Annotated in this window: 17 protein-coding genes; 12 read left to right on the plus strand and 5 right to left on the minus strand. The window is 68.4% G+C overall.

Features of this window, described 5'->3' with window-relative positions; genetic code table 11:
• Positions 1-3: 3 nt before the first annotated feature.
• A complete protein-coding gene (locus tag O1Q03_RS10405) occupies positions 4-1,188 on the plus strand; it encodes a M20 aminoacylase family protein (RefSeq protein ID WP_269503415.1) in 1,185 nt (394 codons plus the stop codon).
• Positions 1,189-1,264: 76 nt separating this feature from the next.
• Here O1Q03_RS10405 and O1Q03_RS10410 read toward each other — a convergent pair whose 3' ends face one another.
• A complete protein-coding gene (locus O1Q03_RS10410) occupies positions 1,265-1,978 on the minus strand; it encodes a GntR family transcriptional regulator (RefSeq protein ID WP_269503218.1) in 714 nt (237 codons plus the stop codon).
• A gap of 172 nt (positions 1,979-2,150) precedes the next feature.
• Between O1Q03_RS10410 and O1Q03_RS10415 the strand changes: the two genes are divergently transcribed.
• The 5 genes from O1Q03_RS10415 (at position 2,151) to O1Q03_RS10435 (ending at position 8,229) form a co-directional block, all read left to right on the plus strand.
• Complete coding sequence (locus O1Q03_RS10415) at positions 2,151-3,449, plus strand: MFS transporter (protein ID WP_269503220.1); 1,299 nt, start codon at positions 2,151-2,153, stop codon at positions 3,447-3,449.
• Positions 3,450-3,500: 51 nt separating this feature from the next.
• Complete coding sequence (locus tag O1Q03_RS10420) at positions 3,501-4,229, plus strand: maleate cis-trans isomerase family protein (RefSeq protein ID WP_269503221.1); 729 nt, start codon at positions 3,501-3,503, stop codon at positions 4,227-4,229.
• A 10-nt stretch (positions 4,230-4,239) separates the two neighbouring features.
• Complete coding sequence (gene hydA / locus O1Q03_RS10425; protein WP_269503222.1) at positions 4,240-5,655, plus strand: dihydropyrimidinase; 1,416 nt, start codon at positions 4,240-4,242, stop codon at positions 5,653-5,655.
• Between the two features lie 67 nt (positions 5,656-5,722).
• Positions 5,723-6,919, plus strand: a complete 1,197-nt coding sequence (locus tag O1Q03_RS10430; RefSeq protein WP_269503223.1) for a serine hydrolase domain-containing protein — start codon at positions 5,723-5,725, stop codon at positions 6,917-6,919.
• Positions 6,919-8,229: a serine hydrolase domain-containing protein gene (locus tag O1Q03_RS10435; protein WP_269503224.1), complete on the plus strand. Its 1,311-nt coding sequence runs from the start codon at positions 6,919-6,921 to the stop codon at positions 8,227-8,229. The genes O1Q03_RS10430 and O1Q03_RS10435 overlap by 1 nt, the downstream gene beginning before the upstream one ends.
• Before the next feature lie 161 nt (positions 8,230-8,390).
• Here O1Q03_RS10435 and O1Q03_RS10440 read toward each other — a convergent pair whose 3' ends face one another.
• Positions 8,391-9,749, minus strand: a complete 1,359-nt coding sequence (locus tag O1Q03_RS10440; RefSeq protein ID WP_269503225.1) for an aspartate aminotransferase family protein — start codon at positions 9,747-9,749, stop codon at positions 8,391-8,393.
• Between the two features lie 470 nt (positions 9,750-10,219).
• Between O1Q03_RS10440 and O1Q03_RS10445 the strand changes: the two genes are divergently transcribed.
• Entirely contained in the window at positions 10,220-10,774 is a 555-nt protein-coding gene (locus tag O1Q03_RS10445; protein ID WP_269503227.1) for a hypothetical protein, read from the plus strand.
• 325 nt (positions 10,775-11,099) lie between these two features.
• Here O1Q03_RS10445 and O1Q03_RS10450 read toward each other — a convergent pair whose 3' ends face one another.
• Together O1Q03_RS10450 and O1Q03_RS10455 are read right to left on the minus strand one after the other, a co-directional pair.
• Entirely contained in the window at positions 11,100-11,606 is a 507-nt protein-coding gene (locus O1Q03_RS10450; protein WP_269503228.1) for a GNAT family N-acetyltransferase, read from the minus strand.
• A 240-nt stretch (positions 11,607-11,846) separates the two neighbouring features.
• On the minus strand, positions 11,847-12,485 hold the full coding sequence (locus O1Q03_RS10455; protein ID WP_269503229.1) for a helix-turn-helix domain-containing protein: 639 nt from the start codon (positions 12,483-12,485) through the stop codon (positions 11,847-11,849).
• Between the two features lie 255 nt (positions 12,486-12,740).
• Here O1Q03_RS10455 and O1Q03_RS10460 point away from each other — a divergent pair, with 255 nt between their 5' ends.
• The 3 genes from O1Q03_RS10460 (at position 12,741) to O1Q03_RS10470 (ending at position 15,871) form a co-directional block, all read left to right on the plus strand.
• Positions 12,741-13,094, plus strand: coding sequence for a RidA family protein (locus O1Q03_RS10460; RefSeq protein WP_269503231.1), 354 nt, complete (start codon positions 12,741-12,743; stop codon positions 13,092-13,094).
• Between the two features lie 31 nt (positions 13,095-13,125).
• Positions 13,126-14,376: an NAD(P)/FAD-dependent oxidoreductase gene (locus O1Q03_RS10465; protein ID WP_269503233.1), complete on the plus strand. Its 1,251-nt coding sequence runs from the start codon at positions 13,126-13,128 to the stop codon at positions 14,374-14,376.
• 103 nt (positions 14,377-14,479) lie between these two features.
• Complete coding sequence (locus O1Q03_RS10470; RefSeq protein WP_269503235.1) at positions 14,480-15,871, plus strand: amino acid permease; 1,392 nt, start codon at positions 14,480-14,482, stop codon at positions 15,869-15,871.
• Positions 15,872-16,274: 403 nt separating this feature from the next.
• Here the strand turns inward: O1Q03_RS10470 and O1Q03_RS10475 are convergent, their stop codons facing one another.
• Complete coding sequence (locus O1Q03_RS10475) at positions 16,275-16,925, minus strand: glycine zipper 2TM domain-containing protein (RefSeq protein ID WP_269503236.1); 651 nt, start codon at positions 16,923-16,925, stop codon at positions 16,275-16,277.
• Between the two features lie 410 nt (positions 16,926-17,335).
• Here O1Q03_RS10475 and O1Q03_RS10480 point away from each other — a divergent pair, with 410 nt between their 5' ends.
• Together O1Q03_RS10480 and O1Q03_RS10485 are read left to right on the plus strand one after the other, a co-directional pair.
• Positions 17,336-18,538 carry an amidohydrolase family protein gene (locus tag O1Q03_RS10480; RefSeq protein ID WP_269503237.1) on the plus strand — a complete coding sequence of 401 codons (1,203 nt, stop codon included), beginning with the start codon at positions 17,336-17,338 and terminating at the stop codon, positions 18,536-18,538.
• A gap of 68 nt (positions 18,539-18,606) precedes the next feature.
• On the plus strand, positions 18,607-19,791 hold the full coding sequence (locus tag O1Q03_RS10485; protein WP_269503238.1) for an amidohydrolase family protein: 1,185 nt from the start codon (positions 18,607-18,609) through the stop codon (positions 19,789-19,791).
• The last annotated feature ends 11 nt before the right edge of the window (positions 19,792-19,802 follow it).

Below are 19,802 nucleotides of genomic sequence, written 5' to 3' on the forward strand. Positions count from 1 at the left end.
ACGATGGACGCGATCGACGCGACGGAAGAAAGCACGCTGCAGGCCCGACTGAAGACCTGGCGCCGGCATCTGCACCAGCACCCGGAGACGGGTTTCGAAGAAGTGAATACGTCGGACTACGTCGCGCGGATCCTGACGGCGCTCGGGCTCGACGTGCATCGCGGGATCGGCGGCACGGGGCTGGTGGCGAACCTGACGGTCGGCACCGGCACGCGCGCGATCGGCATCCGCGCGGACATGGACGCGCTGAACATCGCCGAGCACGCACCGGGCCGCGACTACGCGTCGTGCATACCGGGCAAGATGCACGCGTGCGGGCACGACGGCCACATGTCGATGGTGCTCGGCGCCGCGCAGCTGCTGGCGGAGCGCAAGGATTTCGACGGCACGGTGCGCTTCATCTTCCAGCCGGCCGAGGAACATGGCCGCGGCGCGAAGGCGATGATGGCCGATGGCCTGTTCGAGCGCTTCCCGGTCGACGCGATCTTCGGCGCGCACAACATGCCGGGCATGCGCGCCGGCACGTTCTCGACGCGCGCGGGCGGCATCATGGCGAGCGAGGATAACTTCGTGATCCGAATCGATGGGCGCGGCACGCACGCGGCGCGCCCGCACATGGGTATCGATCCGATCGTGATCGGCTCGCAGATCGTGCTCGCGCTGCAGACGATCGTGTCGCGCAATCTCGATCCAGGCCAGCAGGCCGTGATCTCGTGCACGGAGTTCATCACCGACGGGCTGCGCAACGTGCTGCCGTCGACGGTGACGATCAAGGGCGACACGCGCAGCTATTCGCGCGACGTGCAGGCGCTGCTGGAAACGCGGATGCGCGAGATCAGCGAAGGGATCTGCCGCACGCACGGTGCGACCTGCACGTTCGAGTACACGCACGAGTTCGCGCCGACGGTGAATGCTCCGGAATGGGTCGACACGGCCGTGCAGGCCGCGGCGCGGATCGTGGGCGCCGATGCGGTGAATGCGGACGTGCAGCCAATGATGATCTCGGAAGACTTCGGCGCGTTCCTGCAGGCCGTGCCGGGCAACTTCGTGTTCATCGGCAACGGCGAAGCGGCCGGGCGCGGCGGCGTGCCGCTGCACAACGCGACCTACGATTTCAACGACGAGATCCTGCCGATCGGCGCGCGCTATTTCGCGGAAGTGGCGCGGCGCGCGTTGCAGGCCGCGTAGCGGTGGCCGTCAGGCCGCCGGAACACGGCGGCCGTCGCGAAACATCACGAAGCATGGCCGAAGCATCACCGAAGCATTACGCTTCCGCCGCCCGCCTGCCCGGCGCGTCGGCCGTGCTCGCGCGATCGAGGATCGCCAGCACTTCGCGTGCGGTGTTTTCCGAATGGCTGCGCAGCACCTGCGGCAGCGCCTTGTGGTCGGGGTCGGCCAGCGCGGCCATGATCTCGTCGTGCTCGTGCAGCGATTCGGCCCAGCGCAGCGTGTCCGCGTTCGCGGCGCCGCGCGCGCGGTGCACCTTCGACATCAGCGACGCATAAATGCCCGACAGCACGGGGTTGCCGGCCGCGTCGATGATCATCTGATGGATCTGCTGGTTCAGCCGGAAATACTCGACGCGCTTGCCGGCTTCATGGCACTCGACCATCTTCCGGTGCTTCGCCTGCAATGCGGCGAGCGTCGACGTGCCGATCCGTTTGCTCAGCAATTCTCCCGCCATCGCCTCGAGCCCGTGCAGCAGTTCGAACGTCGACACGAGATCGTCGATGTCGATCGACGCGACGCGATAGCCGATGTACTGGCGATGCGTGACGGCGCCTTCCGCGACGAGCACCTTCAGCGCTTCGCGCAGCGGCGTTTTCGACACGTCGAACGCAAGGCTCAGTTCCTTTTCGTCGATGCGTGCGCCGGGCGGCAATTCGCCCTCGTCGATCATCACGCGCAGGCGCGCGGCGATCTCCGCGGCCATGCCGCGCGTGCGCAGAAGCAGGGGATTGCGGGGTGTCTGGGTCATGATGGGGCAAGCTTATCACGATATCGGGGCTTACCCTGCGCCGTCGTTTATGAATAACAAATTCAATAAAACCAAGCGTTTACGCTAACTGTAATTATAAATTTCTAATCCTATACTCGGTTCAACGTTGCGCGACGTCCCGACCATCCTCGTTCATCTGTGGAGTCCGTCCATGTCTTCAACCTCCGGTGTCGCCGGCCTGACGGTCGGCAAGTCCGCCGTCCGCTGGAAGATATTCGTCGTCATGCTGAGCCTCATTGCGATCAACTACGTCGATCGCGCGTCGCTGTCCGTCGCCATGCCTTACATCTCGCAGGAGTTCAACATCGGGCCGGCGATGGAGGGTCTGATCCTGAGTTCGTTCTTCTGGACCTATGCGGCGATGCAGATCCCGGGCGGGATGCTGGCCGACCGGTTCAAGCCGCGCATCGTGATCGCGACGGCGACCGTGTTCTGGGGCTTCTTCCAGGCAATCGCCGCGGTGTGCACGAACGCGCCGTCGCTGCTGCTCACGCGTCTGGGCCTCGGCGCGGCCGAAGCGCCGATCTATCCGGCCGGCGGCAAGCTCAATGCGATCTGGATGACGCAGACCGAGCGCGGCCGCGGCGCCACGCTGCTCGACGGCGGCGCGCCGCTCGGCGCGGCACTGGGCGCGGTGCTGATCGCCGGGCTGATCGCGCTGCTCGGCTCGTGGCGGCTCGCGTTCGCGGTGGCCGGCATCGGTACCGTGCTCGCCGGGTTCGTCGCGTGGTCCTACATCCGCAACACGCCGCGCGAGCATCCGGGCGTCAACGATCTCGAAGCCGACTACATCGAGGCATCGCACGCGAGCGACCTCGCGGCCGAGCCGGCCGGTGCGTCGGGCCGCTCGCGCGACTTCTTCAAGTACCGGTCGGTGTGGTGCATGTTCTTCGGCTGGATGTGCTTCAACAGCGTGTTCTACGGGCTGCTCACGTGGATGCCGAACTACCTGCACAAGGTGCACGGCTTCGACATCAAGCAGATGGGCGGCTCGACTTTCATCATCTTTTTCTGCGGCTTCGTCGGCGAACTGCTCGGCGGCTGGATCGCCGACAAGTGGAAAGCCGCGGGCGGGCGCCCGAACGTCGTGATGCGCACGCTGTTCGGCATCGCCGCGGTGATCGCGACCGTGTCGATCTTCTCGGTGGCGTACGTGAAGAGCCCGGCCGTGTGCGTCGCGCTGCTGTCGTCGACGCTGTTCTTCCTGCGCTGGTGCGGGCTGTACTGGTGCATCCCGTCGTCGCTCGGCACGCGCAACAAGATCGGCTTCCTCGGCGGCTTCATGAACCTCGGCGGCAACATCGGCGGCATCACCGTGCCGATCGTCGTCGGCGCGATCGTGCAGTTCACCGGTTCCTACTTCCTTGCGCTGATGGTGTTCGCGGCGGCAGGCGTCGGGCTGCTCGTGTGCTCCAGCGCGATCGACTACGAAAACAAGCTCCCGGTCTGACCGACCCTTTCCATTGCATCGACTGCACTCACTGGTAACGAGAAACCCATCATGAAGAAACGTACCCTGCTCGGCATGCTCACCCCTTCGTCCAACACGTCGCTCGAACCGCTGACGAGCGCGATGGTCGCCGGCCTGCCGGGCGTGTCCGCGCACTTTGCGCGCTTCCCCGTGACCGAAATCTCGCTGTCGGGGCAGGCGCTCGGCCAGTTCGACGACGACAAGATCATCCAGGCCGCGATGCTGCTCGCCGACGCGAAGGTCGACGTGATCGCGTGGAACGGCACGTCGTCCGGCTGGCTCGGCTTCGAGGCCGACGAGCGGCTGTGCCAGCGCATCACCGCGGCGACCGGCATACCGGCCACGACCTCCGTGCTCGCGCTGAACGAGATTCTGAAGAAGACGAATGCGCACGAGTTCGGCCTCGTCACGCCGTATCTCGACGACGTGCAGACGAAGATCGTCGACAACTATCGCCGCTCGGGGCTGAACTGCATCGCGGAGCGCCACCTGAACCTGAAGGTCAATTTCTCGTTCTCCGAAGTAACGGGCGACCAGATCGGCGGGATGGTGCGGGAAGTCGCGAAGGCCGGCCCGCGCGCGATCTCGATCTTCTGCACGAACCTGAACGCGGCGCATCTCGTGCCGGCGCTCGAGGAAGAGACGGGCATTCCGATCTACGACACGATCTCGACCGTCGTATGGAAGTCGCTGCAGCTCGCCGACTACGACACGCGGCAGGTGAAGGGCTGGGGGCGTCTCTTCGGCGACGTGGTCTGAGGCGCGCGCCATGTCGAACGATCTCGATTTCGTGATTCGCCACGCGGACGTCGTCACGGCGGCAGACCGGTTCACGTGCGACATCGGCATCCGCGCGGGCCGCGTGGCGATGCTCGGCCACGGGCTGCCGCGCGCGCCGCGCGAGCTCGATGCGAGCGGGATGCTCGTGATGCCGGGCGGCGTCGATGCGCACTGCCATCTCGACCAACCGATGCCCGATGGCCTGAAGATGGCCGACGATTTCCTGACCGGCACGCGCTCCGCGCTGTGCGGCGGCACGACCACCGTCGTGCCGTTCGCCGCGCAGGCGAAGGGGCAGTCGCTGCAGGCCGCCGTCGACGACTATCACCGGCGCGCGGAAGGGCGCGCGCTGATCGACTACGGCTTTCACCTGATCGTCGCCGATCCGACGCCGCACGTGCTGGCCGAGGAGTTGCCGCGGCTGATCGCGAACGGCTACACGTCGTTCAAGGTGTACATGACCTACGACGACCTGAAGCTGAACGACCGGCAGATGCTCGACGTGCTGTCGGTCGCACGCGAGCACGGCGCGCTCGTGATGGTGCATGCGGAGAACTCCGACTGCATCGGCTGGCTGACCGAGCGGCTGCTCGGCGACGGCCATACCGCGCCGCATTTCCATGCGCATGCGCGGCCGGCGGTGGTCGAGCGCGAGGCGACGCATCGTGCGATCGCGTTCGCCGAACTCGTCGACGTGCCGATCCTGATCGTGCACGTGTCGGGCGCCGAGGCGATCGAGCAGATCCGCTGGGGGCAGTCGCGCGGGCTGCCGATCCTCGCCGAGACGTGTCCGCAGTACCTGTACCTGAGCGCCGCCGATCTCGGCCATGACGATCATGGCGGCTACGAGGGCGCGAAATGCGTATGCAGCCCGCCGCCGCGCGATCCGGCCAACCAGCAGGCCGTGTGGAAGGCGCTGAAGCAGGGTGTGTTCTCGGTGTTCTCGTCCGATCACGCGCCGTTCAACTACGACGATCCGTGCGGCAAGCATCCGGGCGGCCATGCCGTATCGTTCGACCATATCCCGAACGGCATCCCCGGGCTCGAGACGCGCCTGCCGCTGCTGTTCGACGGCGTGCGCAAGGGGCGCCTGTCGCTGCATCAGTTCGTCGAGCTGACGTCGCTGCGGCCGGCGAAGCTGTACGGGCTGTATCCGCGCAAGGGGACGATCGCGGTCGGCGCCGATGCGGACATCGTCGTGTGGGATCCGGACAAGCGCGTGCGGATCGCGAATGCGTCGCTGCATCATGCGGTCGACTACACGCCGTACGAAGGCGTCGAGGTGACGGGCTGGCCGCGTCACTGCCTGTCGCGCGGCGAATTGCTCGTGGAGGACGGCCGGCTGCTCGAGGCTGAGCCGGGGCGCGGGCAGTTCCTGCCGGCCGGCAAGCCGTGTGTCGATTGAGCTCGGTCGACGTGATCGATGTGAACGCCCGCTACACGTAGCGGGCGCGGTTTCAACAGGAGCAACGATGAGCGTTTCCCATGCAATACGCGGCCTCGCGGCCGCCGCGATCGTCGCCGGATCGTGCGCCGGCCCGGCGCGGGCCGCGGGCGGCGCGCCGCAGGACATGCCGAGCGTCGTGCCGGAAGCGGTCGGCGTCGATTCGGCGCCGCTCGTGCGGCTGTCCGAATGGCTGCGCCGCGACCGGATGGACGTGCGCAGCCTCGTCATCGTGAAGGACGGCAAGATCGTGTTCGAACGCTACGGCGACGGCCTCACGCGCGACAACAACTACGAGCTGTATTCGGTGACGAAGACGATCACCGCGCTGCTCGCCGGCATCCTCGACGGCGAAGGCAAGCTCGGCCCGTCGACGAGGGTTGCGCCGCTGATCGCGGCCGCGCGGCCCGATCTCGCGAGCGAACTCGCGGACAAGCAGGACATCGAGCTGCGGCATCTGATGTCGATGTCGAGCGGGTTGCGCTACACGACGCGCGAAGGCACCGATCCGCTGTACTACGACGCGCCCGACCGGCTGCGCGTCGCGGTGACGAGCCGCGCCGCGCAGCCGCCCGGTACGCATTTCGATTACATCGACGTGAATCCGGTGCTGGTCGGGACGGCGGTATCGATCGCCGCGGGCGAGCGCGAAGACGACTTCGCGCGCAAGCGGCTGTTCGAACCGCTCGGCTTTGCGCACTACCGCTGGAGCGGCGCCGACGGAACCGGCGCGGTGGCGGGCGGCTGGGGCCTGCGGCTGCGTGCGGTCGACATGGCGAAGATCGGCATGCTGCTGCTCGACAACGGCCGGTGGAACGGCAAGCAGGTCGTGCCGGCCGGCTGGATCCGGCAGATGACGACGCCGTCGCCGGCCGCGAATGATTACGGCTACTACTGCTGGATTCATCACGTCGTCGAGCGTGGCACGCCCGAATTCGGCGCGATGGGCTTCAAGGGCCAATTCATCACGGTGCTGCCCGCGCAGCGCGCGGTCGTCGTGATGACGAGCCTGCTGCCGACCGACGGCGGGTTGCGCGACGCGACCTACCTGAACCTGTATCGGCGGATGGTCGGCGATTACATCCTGCCGGCGCTCACGCCCGCGCGGCCGCCGGTCGAAAGCGCGGCTGCCACGCAGGCGCTGCGCGACGAATTCGCGCGCAGCCGGCAGACGAAGGGCGTGCCCGGTACCGCCGCTGCATTCAACGATGCTCCGGAGATCTGATGAGGATTGCAAATTGGATGGCAAGCGGGACTGCAAGCGGGATTGCTGGCCCGGCGGCGTGGCCCGATGCGCGGCGGCCGGGTGCGCCTTTCACGCGCCGACTGCTCGCGCGGTTCGCGGCGATGCTGATCGGCGGCGGTGCGCTGGCGTCCGCGCCCGCGATATCTGCCGCACCGCCGGCCGATGCGTTGCCGCCGCTGCATGAAACCGGCATCGCGGCGGCCGAGCCGGAGGACGTCGGCGTCGATTCGCGCAAGCTCGCCGACCTGTCGCGTTGGATTCGCGACCGGAAGCTCGACGTGTACAGCCTGCTCGTCGTGAAGGACGGCAAGCTGATCTTCGAGCGCTACGGCGCGAAAGCATCGCGCGATGCGACCTACGAGCTGTACTCGGTGACGAAGGCCGTGACGTCGCTCGTCGCGGGCATCCTCGTCGAGCGTGGTGCCGTGCATCTCGACGATCCGGTGGCCGCGCGGCTCGCCGCGTGGCGTCCCGACCTGGCCGGGGCGCTCGCGGACAAGCGCGGCATCGAGCTGAAGCACGTGCTGTCGATGTCGAGCGGCCTGCATTACGACTTCAGCCCGAAGGACGATCCGATCTACTACACCGCGCCGGACCGGCTGAAGCTCGCCGCGTCGGCGGCGCCGAAGGTCGCGCCGGGCACCGCGTTCGAGTACACCGACGTCAATCCGATTCTCGCGTCGGCGATGTTGAGCGCGGCGGCCGGCGAACCCGTCGAGCGCTATGCGCAGACGCATCTGCTCGCGCCGCTCGACATGCAGCGCGCCGCATGGGAGCGCGCTGATCGCACGGGGCTCGTGTCGGCCGGCTGGGGGCTACGATTGCGCGCGGTCGACATGGCGAAGATCGGCATGCTCGTGCTCGACGGCGGGCGCTGGCAGGGCCGGCAGGTCGTCCCGCAAGCGTGGATCGCGCAGATGACGACGCCGCGCGTGTCGCCGCATTTCGGCTACTACTGGTGGATCAACAACATCGTCGACACCGAGCCGGAATTTGACGCGATGGGCTTCAAGGGGCAATTCATCACGGTGCTGCCGAAGCGCAATACGGTAATCGTCATGACAGGCGTGCTGCCGGTGGACGGCGGGCTGCGCGATGCGGAGAACGTGAAGCTGTTCCGGCGGATGGTGAACGGTTACATCCTGCCGGCGCTCGATGGCAGTGCTGCGTCGGCGCAGGGCTCCGAGGGCGGCGACACGCGGGCGGCGCTGCGCGACGAGCTCGAAGTGAGCGCGCGCTTCGTAGGCGTGCCCGGCACGCAGGTCGATCCGACGGATCTGCCGAAGTAGGCGCGGCGATACGCGTGCGGTCCTGCGCGGCGAACTTGACGTGAGCGCGCGCTCCGTCGGCGTGCCGAGTACGCAGGTCGATCCGACGGATTCGCCGAAATAGTGGCGCGCGTGCGCCCTGGCCGGCCGATGCAGGCGAGCCGGACGCACGTTGGATCACGTCAAACCAGCTCCCCCAGGCACGCGTCGAACTGCGCGACCAGCGTGTCGACGTCTTCTGCCGTCGTCTGCGGACACACCAGCATCATGTTGTGGAACGGCGTGATCAGCACGCCGCGGTTCAGCAGGTACAGATGCACGATGTGCTCCAGCTCGCTGTCGAGCTGTTCGCCGGCGATCGTGCCGTTGCGCGGCGGCGTGGGCGTGAACTGGAACTCGGTGCGCGCGCCGATGCGCGTCACGCACCACGGCAACCGGTGTTTCGCGATCGCCTGTTCGAGCCCGGCGGCGAGCCGCGCGGCCAGTTCGAACATGCGTGCATACGCGGCGTCGGTCGCGACTTCGGCGAGCGTCGCGCGCATCGCGTGCATCGCCAGCATGTTCGCGGTGAGCGTCGTGCCGATCCCGGAATGGCCGGGCGGCGCGTTCAGCTTCGCCGCTTTCGCGCGTTCCGCGAATTCGGCGCTGAAGCCGTACACCGCGCACGGCACGCCGCCCGCGATCGGCTTGCCGACCACCAGCACGTCCGGTTCGAGGCCGTGCGCGACCGCGTAGCCGCCCGGGCCGCTGCTGATCGTGTGCGTTTCGTCGATCACGAGCAGCGTGCCGTAGCGGCGCGTCAGTTCGCGCGCGGCGTCCCAGAAGCCCGGTTCGGGCAGCACCATGCCGATGTTCGTCATCGCCGGTTCCGCGAGCACGCACGCGACGTCGCCGTCCTTCAGCGCCGCTTCGAGCGCGTCGAGATCGTTGAACTCCACGACGCGCGTGTTCGCGAGCAGGTCGTACGATTGCCCGAGCAGGCTGTCGCGCTGCACCGGGCGGCCGTCGACGAGATCGACGAACACGTCGTCGACCGTGCCGTGATAGCAGCCGTTGAACACGACGATCGTGTTGCGGCCGGTGGCCGCGCGCGCCCAGCGCAGCACGAAGCGGTTTGCGTCGCTCGCGCTCAGCGCGAACTGCCAGACCGGCAGCCCGAAGCGGCGCGCGAGTTCGCGCGACACCCACGCGGCGTCCTCGCTCGGCAGCATCGTCGTATAGCCGCGCGTCGCCTGTTCGGCGAGCGCGCGTGCGACCGGCTCCGGCGCATGGCCGAACATCGCGCCGGTGTCGCCGAGGCAGAAGTCAGCGTAGCGATGGCCGTCGACGTCGGTGAACGTCGCGCCGCGCGCTTCCTTCACGACCAGCGAGAACGGCGTCGACCAGTCCTGCATCCAGTGCAACGGCACGCCGAAGAGCAGGTGCTCGGCCGCTTCCGCGGACAACGCGCGGGATCTCGGCATGGCTTCGGTGAACGCACGGCGCTCGCGATCGAACAGCGCGCGGGCGCGGATGAGGTCGACTCCGTGGCGGGAAGGCAAAGGCAGCTCCTGGGGCTGTGAAGGTGGTGTAACGATAGCGCGGGCGGCAGGGGGCTGAACAGACGCGCAATTACCAACCGCGGTGCCCACGGGACATCGGCTCACGGTGTGTTTCTATTTGATTTCGAGATTGCGAAGGTAAATGGAAATGCGCCGGAACCGTGAAGGTTTTCATGGATTATGGCGCCGGATCGCGCGCGCTATCGTGGTGATATGCCGCGCCGAACGCGGTCCGTCGGATACCGTCGTTGCTGGCTGAGAAGCGTATCGGACACGCGATTGCAGTGGCCTGAGGCCGCGTCGATCGCACGCGCGCACGGCTGGGCGTACCGCATTCCACGGGGCGTTGCACGCTAATTTCGGGATAAGCAAATACCGGATGGCTGATGCAATGGCGGAGTCGGGCGCTCGAAATAGGCCGGTATTTTTCGGCACCCGGATTTCAACCATGCTGAATGCGGAGCCACACGATGAAGATCCACAAACATCTCGCCGCACTCGCCGCTTGCGGCGCATTGACCGGCCTCGCGCACGCCGGGCCGACGTCGCCGCAGGCGGTCGTCAAGAAGATCACGCTGACCGCGCACATCGGCGATAGCCTGTTCGCGTCGAAGCCGGACGACTCGGCGTTGAACGACGTGGTCGAACTGAGCGCGACCGACCGTGCGCCGCAGATCGTCGGCGCGACGCTGCCGATCCGCGTACGCACGACGGGTCCCGATATCAATGTCGTGCTGTTGCAGCCGATGGCCGATACGAAGATCGTGCTGACGGATCGCGCAGGCAGTGTGGACATGGTGCCCGGTGCCGGCCGCGCCGTCAGGCTGATGAAGCGCAGCCACGACGGTTTCGACGGCTACGACGAAACCCGCGACTTGACGATCAGCGCGCCTGCGCCGGCCGTGCACGGGACCGCGGCGCCCTCGGGCGGCCGGTATCCGGCCAGGGTGGTGCTGGTGTTCGAACCGGCCGCGTCGGCCGGACGCGAGCCGGCAGCAGCGCAGGTTGCCGTAACGGAGCAGTAGCGCAGTGTGCCCCGCCGGGCGTCGTCGGGCGGGGCATGTCGGCGAGGTTTGTGCGCATAAACATACGACGACATGTCTCTGTGGTGACGACCCTAGATGTGAGTGCGCGCCCACCGGCACCCGCGCCAACTTGCCCGGCGCGATTCCGGGCCGGGTGCATACGCACGGCGCGTGCAGCTGCCGGCACGGGTCGACGCACTTGCGTCGATGCGCGTCGCACGCGCTCGCTGCGGCAGCCCCCGATCCACGCAGATCGCGGCAGTGACTTCTCACCTCATCGACACGCGATGCGTGATCGCTGCAGCCCATCCGTCACCGCAACGCGTTACGCGAGCGCCTTCACCATGTGACGTTCATCGTAGAAGCGGCCGTCGACGAACAGCGAGCGCGGTTCCGTGCCGAACCGCACGAACCCTTGCGACGCGTACAACCGTTCCGCGGTGCCGTTGATCTCGTTTACGCACAGCATCAGTTGCTTGCACTGCCACGCTTGCGCCGCATGCGCGGTCGCGCTGTCGAGCAGCGATTGCGCAATGCCGCGCCCGCGATACGCGGGATCGACGAACACGCCCCAGATCGTCGCCTTGTGCGAGACCTTAGCGCGCGCATCGCGGCGCACGCCGGTGATGCCGACGAGCGATGCGTCGTCGAATGCGCCGAACACGGCGCGCTCGTGGGTGGACGTGATGCGCGCCGCGAATTCGTCGACCGACACGCCGGCTTCTTCGTCGCGGGTCGGCAGGAACGAGGTCGGCGACGTGTCGACCGCGCGAAGGCGGACGGACTGGAATTGCGCCGCATCGGCGGCGTCGAGCAGGCGGATCGTGATCATCGGTTGACGTAGTCGTGGGCCGGGCGGGCGCCGGCATCGGCTGCGTGGCGCGCGGCCGCGAACGTCAATGCTAATCGGATTCGGTGCTGCCCGCTGTGCGGTTTCGAGCGACCACGCGCTGCGCCTGACCGATACCCGCGTCGCGAGCGTGAAGCACTACGGCGAGCTCGAGCTCGGGTTCTCCGTGATCGACGGACGCGCATCGCTCGCGCGCTCGATGGTAATGGCGCGTCGTGCCGGTCAGATAGCGTCGCGCGGCCGCCGCGCGTCGCCGTCGACGCAGCACGCGAGCACTTCGGCATCGTTGTCGCCGAGGCTCAGGTACACGTGCCCGACCGCGCTGTCGAAATAGAGGCTGTCGCCGGTGCCGAGCCGGTACGCATGGCCGTTCTCGAAGCGCACTTCCAGCTCGCCGCTCAGCACGAACACGAACTCCTCGCCGCTGTGCCGGATGTAGTCGGCGAAGTCGGACAGCTTGCGTGCATGGATGCGCCCGCGCACCGGCACCATCCGTTTGCCGGTCAGGTCGTTCGCGAGCATCCCGTACGCGTAGTTCGGCGTGTCGTAGACCATCTGCTGGCCGGCCGGCGTGAACGACGGGGTCATCGCGCCGGCTGGCGCGGCGCGGCCGAACATCGTGTCGAAATCGAGCGCGAGCGCGTGCGTGAGCGCCGCGAACTTGTCGTAGGTGAGCGCGATGTCGCCGCGCTCCGCCTTCGAAATCGTCGAGACCGCGATACCGGAGCGCTCGGACAACTGCGCGAGCGTCAGGCCGCGCGACTTGCGGGCGTCGCGCAGCCGCGCGCCGACCGTCTGGTGGTCGAGCTGCGGCGGGGCGTCGTCGGCTAGTGGAGCAGCAGGGGCAGTGGATTTGGGCATGCGAAAACGGGCGCGGCGTGAATACGGGTTTTGTCGTATACGAGAATAAATTTTCTCGTATATGATAATTTTCGTCGAGATCGCCAACGGCGGGCGTGACGGCCACTCTAGCATCGGACGACGCGAAACTCGCCGCAGCCCATGCGACAGGCCCGAGTCGCGACCGTCCGGCGGTGCTTTCCGGTCCGTTGGTTTTGCCGGACCATTCCCCGATTCAACCGGCCCGTGGTGGCCGGACCTGCGAAGGTGCAATTCATGTCCACTGACATCAAACGTCTGCACACCGGCCCGCGCATGAGCCAGGTCGTGATCGCCAACGGCATCGTCCATCTGGCCGGCCAGGTGCCCGACACCGCCGGCGCGCCGATCGCCGTGCAGGCGACCGAAATCCTCACGCGCATCGACGCGCTGCTCGCGTCGGCCGGCGTCGACAAGACGCGCGTGTTGACGGCCAACGTGTGGCTCAGCGACGCGGCGCACTTCGACGCGTTCAATGCGGTGTGGGATGCGTGGGTGCCGGCCGGCCACGCGCCGACCCGCGCGTGCGTGCAGGCGCTGCTGATGAAGCCCGGTCTCGACGTCGAGATCGCCGTCACCGCGCTCGCGTGACGCGCGCGCCGCACGCCCGAGGAGTTTTCCGATGAAGTTCGATACGCTCGTCCTGGGCGGCGGCATGATCGGCGTGTCGGTCGCCGTCCACCTGCAGCAGCGCGGCCTGTCGGTCGCGCTCGTGGATCGCAACGCGCCCGGCAACGAAACGTCGCTCGGCAATGCCGGGCTGATCCAGCGCGAAGGCGTGTATCCGTACGCGTTTCCGCGCGGCTTCGGCACGCTGCTCAAATACGCGTGCAACCGCTCGCCGGACGTGCGCTATCACCCGGCCGCGCTGCCGAAGCTCATCCCGTTCCTGTATCGCTACTGGCGCAATTCGCATCCGGCGCGCCACGCCGAGATCGCGCGCGCCTATGCGCCGCTGATCGAGCACTGCGTGACCGAGCATCGTGCGCTGATCGACGCGGCCGGCGCCGGTGCGCTGCTGCGCGAAGGCGGCTGGCTCAAGGTGTTTCGCACCGCCGCGACGCGCGACGCCGAAACTCGCGACGCCGAGCGCTGGCACGCGGAATACGGCGTGACCTTCGACGCGCTCGACGCCGCCACGCTGCGCGACGCGGAGCCGAACCTGAGCCGCGCGCTGATCGGCGCGCTGCGCTATCCGGGCTCCGATTCGATCAGCGATCCGAACGGACTCGTCACCGCGTATGCGCGGCACTTCGAGCAGCTCGGCGGGCGCGTCGTGACCGGCGATGCGCTGACGCTGTCGGCCGCGAACGGCTGGCGTGTCGACACCGACGAAGGTCCGCTCGACGCGCGCGCCGCGGTCGTCGCGCTGGGCCCGTGGTCGGACCTGCTGTGCGAACGGCTCGGCTATAGGCTGCCGCTCGCGGTCAAGCGCGGCTACCACATGCACTATGCGGCGCAGCCCGGCGCGCGGCTGAACCGGCCCGTGCTCGATGCCGACAGCGGCTTCCTGATCACGCCGATGACGCGCGGCATCCGCCTGACGACCGGCGTCGAGCTCGGCTATCGCGACACGCCGCCGACGCCGACGCAGCTCGCCGCCGTCGAGCCGGTCGCGCGCGAGCTGTTCCCGCTCGGCGCGCGCGTGGATAGCGCGCCGTGGCTCGGCCGCCGCCCATGCACGCCCGACATGCTGCCGGTGATCGGCGCGGCGCCGCGCCATCGCGATCTGTGGTTCGCGTTCGGACATGCGCACCACGGTTTCACGCTCGGCCCCGTCACCGGGCGGCTGATCGCCGATCTGATGACCGGCACGCAGCCGTTCGTCGACCCGACGCCGTTTCGCGTCGAACGCTTTCTGCACGGCCGCTGAACCCGGCGCCGCGCGATGCAACGGGCCCCGCGCACGACGTCGGGGTGCCCGCCCAGCGGCCGTCCGATCCGGCGAGCCGCGACGATCCACGACTGGAGACAACATGCAACAGCACACGATGCGGCGCGAGCTCGGCGCGCGCCAGATCTCGTTCATGGCGCTCGGGATGGCCATCGGCGTCGGCCTGTTCCTCGGCTCGGCGTCCGCGATCCGCGCGGCCGGGCCCGGCGCACTGGTCGCGTACCTGATCGGCGGCGCGATGATCTTCCTGATCATGCGCGCGCTCGGCGAGATGGCCGTGCACCGGCCGGTGTCCGGCTCGTTCGGCGCGTATGCGTTCGAATACCTCGGGCCGTTCGCCGGCTATCTGGTCGGCTGGACCTACTGGCTGTTCATGGTCGGCGTCGGTGTCGCGGAGACGACGGCCGTCGGCATCTACATGGGATTCTGGTTTCCGGCGGTGCCGCAGTGGCTCTGGGTCGTGTTGGCGATCGCCGCGATCGCCGGCTTCAACCTGCTGAACGTGAAGGTGTACGGCGAGCTGGAATTCTGGTTCGCGCTCGTGAAGGTCGGGACGATCCTGCTGATGATCGCGGGCGGCGCGCTGATCGTGTTCACGGGCATCGGCCATCACGGCGAGCCGGTCGGCCTGTCGAACCTGTGGCGGCATGGCGGCGTGTTCCCGCACGGCGTGCTCGGGCTCGTGAGCGCGCTGCCGATCGTCGCGTATTCGTTCGCGGGAGTCGAGATGATCGGCCTCACGGCCGGCGAGGCGCGCGACCCGCAGAAGGCGATTCCGCGGGCGATCAATTCGGTGCTGTGGCGCATCCTGATCTTCTACGTCGGCGCGCTGTTCATCATCATGGCGCTGTACCCGTGGAACGAGCTCGGCGAGCACGGCAGCCCGTTCGTCACCACGTTCGAATCGCTCGGGCTGAGGCAGGCGGCCGGCGTCGTCAACTTCGTGGTCGTCACGGCCGCGCTGTCGAGCTTCAACTGCATCGTGTTCAGCGGCGCGCGGATGCTGTCGAGCATGGCCGGCAACGGCCTCGCGCCCGCGCCGTTCGCGACGCTGAGCGCGAGCGGCTCGCCGTCGCGCGCGGTCGGCGCGACCGTGTTGTTGATGTCGGTCGGCGTGCTGCTGAACTACGTGATTCCCGCGCGCGTGTTCGGCTGGCTGATGTCGTTCCTGTCGTTCGACGTGGCCGTGATCTGGGCGATGATCGTGCTGACCCACATGCAGTTCCGGCGCGTGATGGCCGCGCGCGGCGTGACGCCGGCGTTCCGGATGCCATGTGCGCCGGCCACGTCGTGGATCTGCCTCGCGTTCGTCGTATTCGTGTTCGTGATGCTCGGCGTCGATGCGGCCACGCGCGGGTCGTTGTACGTCGGCACGGGGCTGCTCGTGCTGCTGGCGATGATCTACCGGCGATCGCGGCGTCTGCAGGCGGCCGCGCATTCGACGCGCGTCGCGCTGGCGGCCGAGCGGGTGTGAGGGTCCGGCGCGTTGGCTGATACGAGCGCGACGCGCGGCAGGTGCGCCGTGCCGGGTTCACGAAGGCAGGGGAACTGAAGCGCGCGCGCCGTGCGGCTCAAGGAGCGTTGGGGATGAAGCGCGCCCGCCGTCGAGCCGGGCCGGCACGACGCGTCGAGCGCGCGAAGTACGTGAAGCGTGCGGGAGAAACAAGGGAGAAACACGCGGCGCGCCCGATCGGCTCAGGCGCGCCCGACCGGATCAGGTGCGCCCGACCGGATTAGGTGCGCCCGACCGGATCAGGTGCGACCGATCGGATCAGGTGCGTACGAACGGATCAGGTGCGCACGAGCGGTTCAGATGCGCACGAGCGGTTCAGATGCGCACGACCTGCATCGGTACGTCCTGCATCAGCACGACTTGTTCAATACCGCGAGAGCTGACTGCCGTTGATCTGCACGCGATCGCCCGGGTGCAGGTCGCCCGGCGACTGCACGTCGAACGAGCGCGTCGAGCCGTCGCTGAGCTGCACGTCGATCCGGTAGCTGCTCGGCGGTTGCGCCGCGCCCATCTGCTGGCCGATCTGGTTGCCGGCGACGGCACCGCCGAGCGCGCCGATCACCGTCGCCGCATCGCGGCCGTGGCCGCGGCCGAACTGGTTGCCCAGCACGCCGCCGACCAGCGCGCCGACGACGGTGCCCGCGACGCCCGACGTTCCGACCGAGCCTCTGACCGGCACGATGTTCGAGACCGTGCCGTATTGCGTGCCGTAGCCGTTGCCGTACTGGCCGCCATACGGCTGCGGGTTCGCGTAAGGCTGCGACCCGTATTGCTGCGGGTTGCCGTACTGGTCGTACGGCTGCGGTGCCTGGTTCGGATACGCCGGCTGTTGCGGTTGCACGTAGCCCGGCTGCGAATACGTGGGCTGCGCGTAACCGGGCGTCGCGTATTGCTGTTGCGGATAGCCCGGTTGCGCGCCGTAATAACCCGGTGCGACGCAGGCGGTCAGCGGAAGCGCCGCCACGGCGACGAGCGAGGCGAACAGAACGGTCTTCGTGGAAGGCATGCGCATCATGGTGTTTCCTGCATCGGCAACGTGTTCGCCGACGAATACCGGGACGGGTGGCGAACTCGGCGTGAGTATAAGGAATGGGCGGATGCGCGTCCGGTGTGGCCGGGTAACAACGTGTAAAGTCTGTTGCCGCGCAACTCGCCGCCGGGACAGGCGTCGCGGCGTGCGGGGCATCGGGCTCCGCGTCGCGCTTCACGCATGATCGCGCCCCATCCCCTCGCCACACCACGCGGGCGCGCCCGCCGCACATCGCGAAATCGAATGCGCGGCATCGCGACATTTAATTGGTCACTGGCCGGCCCGTCCGATATCGTGACCGGATTGCCTGCCGACGGTCGCGCCGTGTCGGCCGCGGTTCGTTCCCCTGTCCGCGTCGACGTCGCGCAGCGACCGCCCCACCTACATTCCGAGTCATGACCACCGATCGTTTCTTCACCAACGCCGTCGATGCCGGCGGCCAGCCCGTCAACCTCGTCGTCCAGGACGGCCGCTTCGTCCGGATCGGCGCCGATTGCACGGCCACGCCCGGCGCGGAAACGATCGACCTCGGCGGGCGCGTCGTGCTGCCCGGCTTCGTCGACGGCCACATCCATCTCGACAAGAGCTTCGTCGGCGATCGATGGGTGCCGCACGAATCGGCCGGCTCGCTGCGCGAGCGGCTCGCGGTCGAGAAGCGCCAGCTTGCGGCGGCGCCGGCGATCGTCGAGCGCGCCAATGCGCTGATCGCGCAGGCCGCCGCATTCGGCACGATCGCGATGCGCAGCCACGTCGACGTCGACGCGACGACGGGCCTGTCGGACCTGCACGCCGTGATGGCCGCGCGCGAACAATGGCGCGGGATCGTCGACATCGAGCTGGTCGCGTTTCCGCAGGCCGGCGTCGTGACGTGCCCGGGCACCGCCGGGATCCTCGACGCAGCCGTGCGCGAAGGCGCGGACGTGGTCGGCGGGATCGATCCGACGACGCTCGACGGCGACGCGGACGGCCAGCTCGACATCGTGTTCGGCATTGCCGAGAAGCGCGGCGCGAAGATCGACATCCACCTGCACGAACCCGGCGAGACCGGCATCGCGCAATTGCTGCGGATCGCGGCGCGCACGCGCGCGGCGGGCCTCGGCGGCCGCGTGAACGTGAGCCATGCGTACGCCCTCGGCCAGGTGAGCCACGACGACGTCGAGCGTGCGGCCGCGGCGCTCGCCGATGCCGGCGTGTCGATCCTCACCAATGCGCCGGGCGACTGCGCATTCCCGCCGGTGCAGCAACTGCGCGACGCGGGCGTGCAGGTGCTCGCCGGCAACGACAACATCCGCGACGCATGGTGGCCGTACGGCAACGGCGACATGCTGCAACGCGCGATGATGGTCGGCTACCGGTCGGGCTTTTATACCGACGAAGCGCTCGGCATCGCGCTCGACATGGCGACGCATGCCGGCGCGCGTGCCATTGGCAAGGACAACTACGGGATCGCGGCGGGCTGCGACGCGAGCTTCGTCGCGGTGAGCGCGCCGAATGCGGCAGCGGCCGTCGCTGGCGTGCCGGCCGAACGCTGGGTGTTCCGCCGCGGCGAAAGCGATACGGCCGCGCCGTTCGCACCCGGGCTGCGTTTCACGCGATAACGACCTGACCGCCGTCACGGTGCGCGCATCGTGACGGTTCTGCACTGACCGACCCTACCGGAACCGACATGACGAACCTGCTGATCCGCAACGTCCGCACGCACACCGACGAAGCGTTCGACATCCTGATCGACGACGATCGCATCGCGCGCGTGGGCCCGTCGCTCGACGCCCCCGCCGGCTGCACGATCGAGGACGGTGCGGGCGCGCTCGCGCTGCCCGGCCTCGTCGAAGGCCACACGCACCTCGACAAGACGCACTGGGGGATGCCGTGGTATCGCAACGCGGTGGGGCCGCGCCTCGTCGACCGCATCGAGAACGAGCGCAACTACCGCGCGACGAGCGGCCACGATGCCGGCGCCGCATCGCTCGCGCTGTCGCGCGCGTTCCTCGCGGCCGGCACGACGCGCATCCGCACGCACGTCGACGTCGACACCGAAGCCGGGCTGCGGCATCTGCACGGCGTGCTCGCGACGCGCGAGACGCTGCGCGGCCAGGTGGAAATCCAGATCGTCGCGTTTCCGCAGTCGGGCGTGCTCAAGCGGCCCGGCACGGCCGCGCTGCTGTCCGACGCGCTCGGTGCGGGCGCCGACCTGCTCGGCGGGCTCGATCCGTGCGCGATCGAAGGCGATCCGGTCGAGGCGGTGGACGTGCTGTTCGGCATCGCCGAACGTCACGGCCGCGGGCTCGATCTGCACCTGCACGAGCGCGGTTCGATGGGCGCGTATTCGCTCGACCTGATCTTGCAGCGCACGGCCGCGCACGGGATGCAGGGCAAGGTCACGATCAGCCACGGCTTCTGCCTCGGCGATATCGCCGAACGCGAGCGCGATGCGCTGCTCGCGCGGATGGCCGACCTCGGCGTTGCCATCGTCACCACCGCGCCGGCCGCGGTGCCCGTGCCGCCCGTTGCCGCGTGCCGTGCGGCCGGCGTGACCGTCATCGGCGGCAACGACGGCGTGCGCGACACGTGGACGCCGTACGGTTCGCCCGACATGCTCGAGCGCGCGATGCTGATCGGCATGCGCAACGATTTCCGCCGCGACGACGCGCTCGAAGTCGCGCTCGATTGCGTGACGCACGGCGCGGCACGCGGTTGCGGTTTCGCCGACTACGGCCTGGAGGCCGGCAAGCGCGCGGATATCGTGCTCGTCGATGCACTGACGTTCGCCGAGGCGGTCGTCGCGCGGCCGACCCGGCGGCTCGTCGTGTCGTCCGGGAAGATCGTCGCGCGCAACGGCGCGCTGGTCTGAGCGCGGCGTCG

It is taken from the genome of Burkholderia sp. IMCC1007, assembly GCF_027257875.1.
Lineage (GTDB): Bacteria > Pseudomonadota > Gammaproteobacteria > Burkholderiales > Burkholderiaceae > Burkholderia.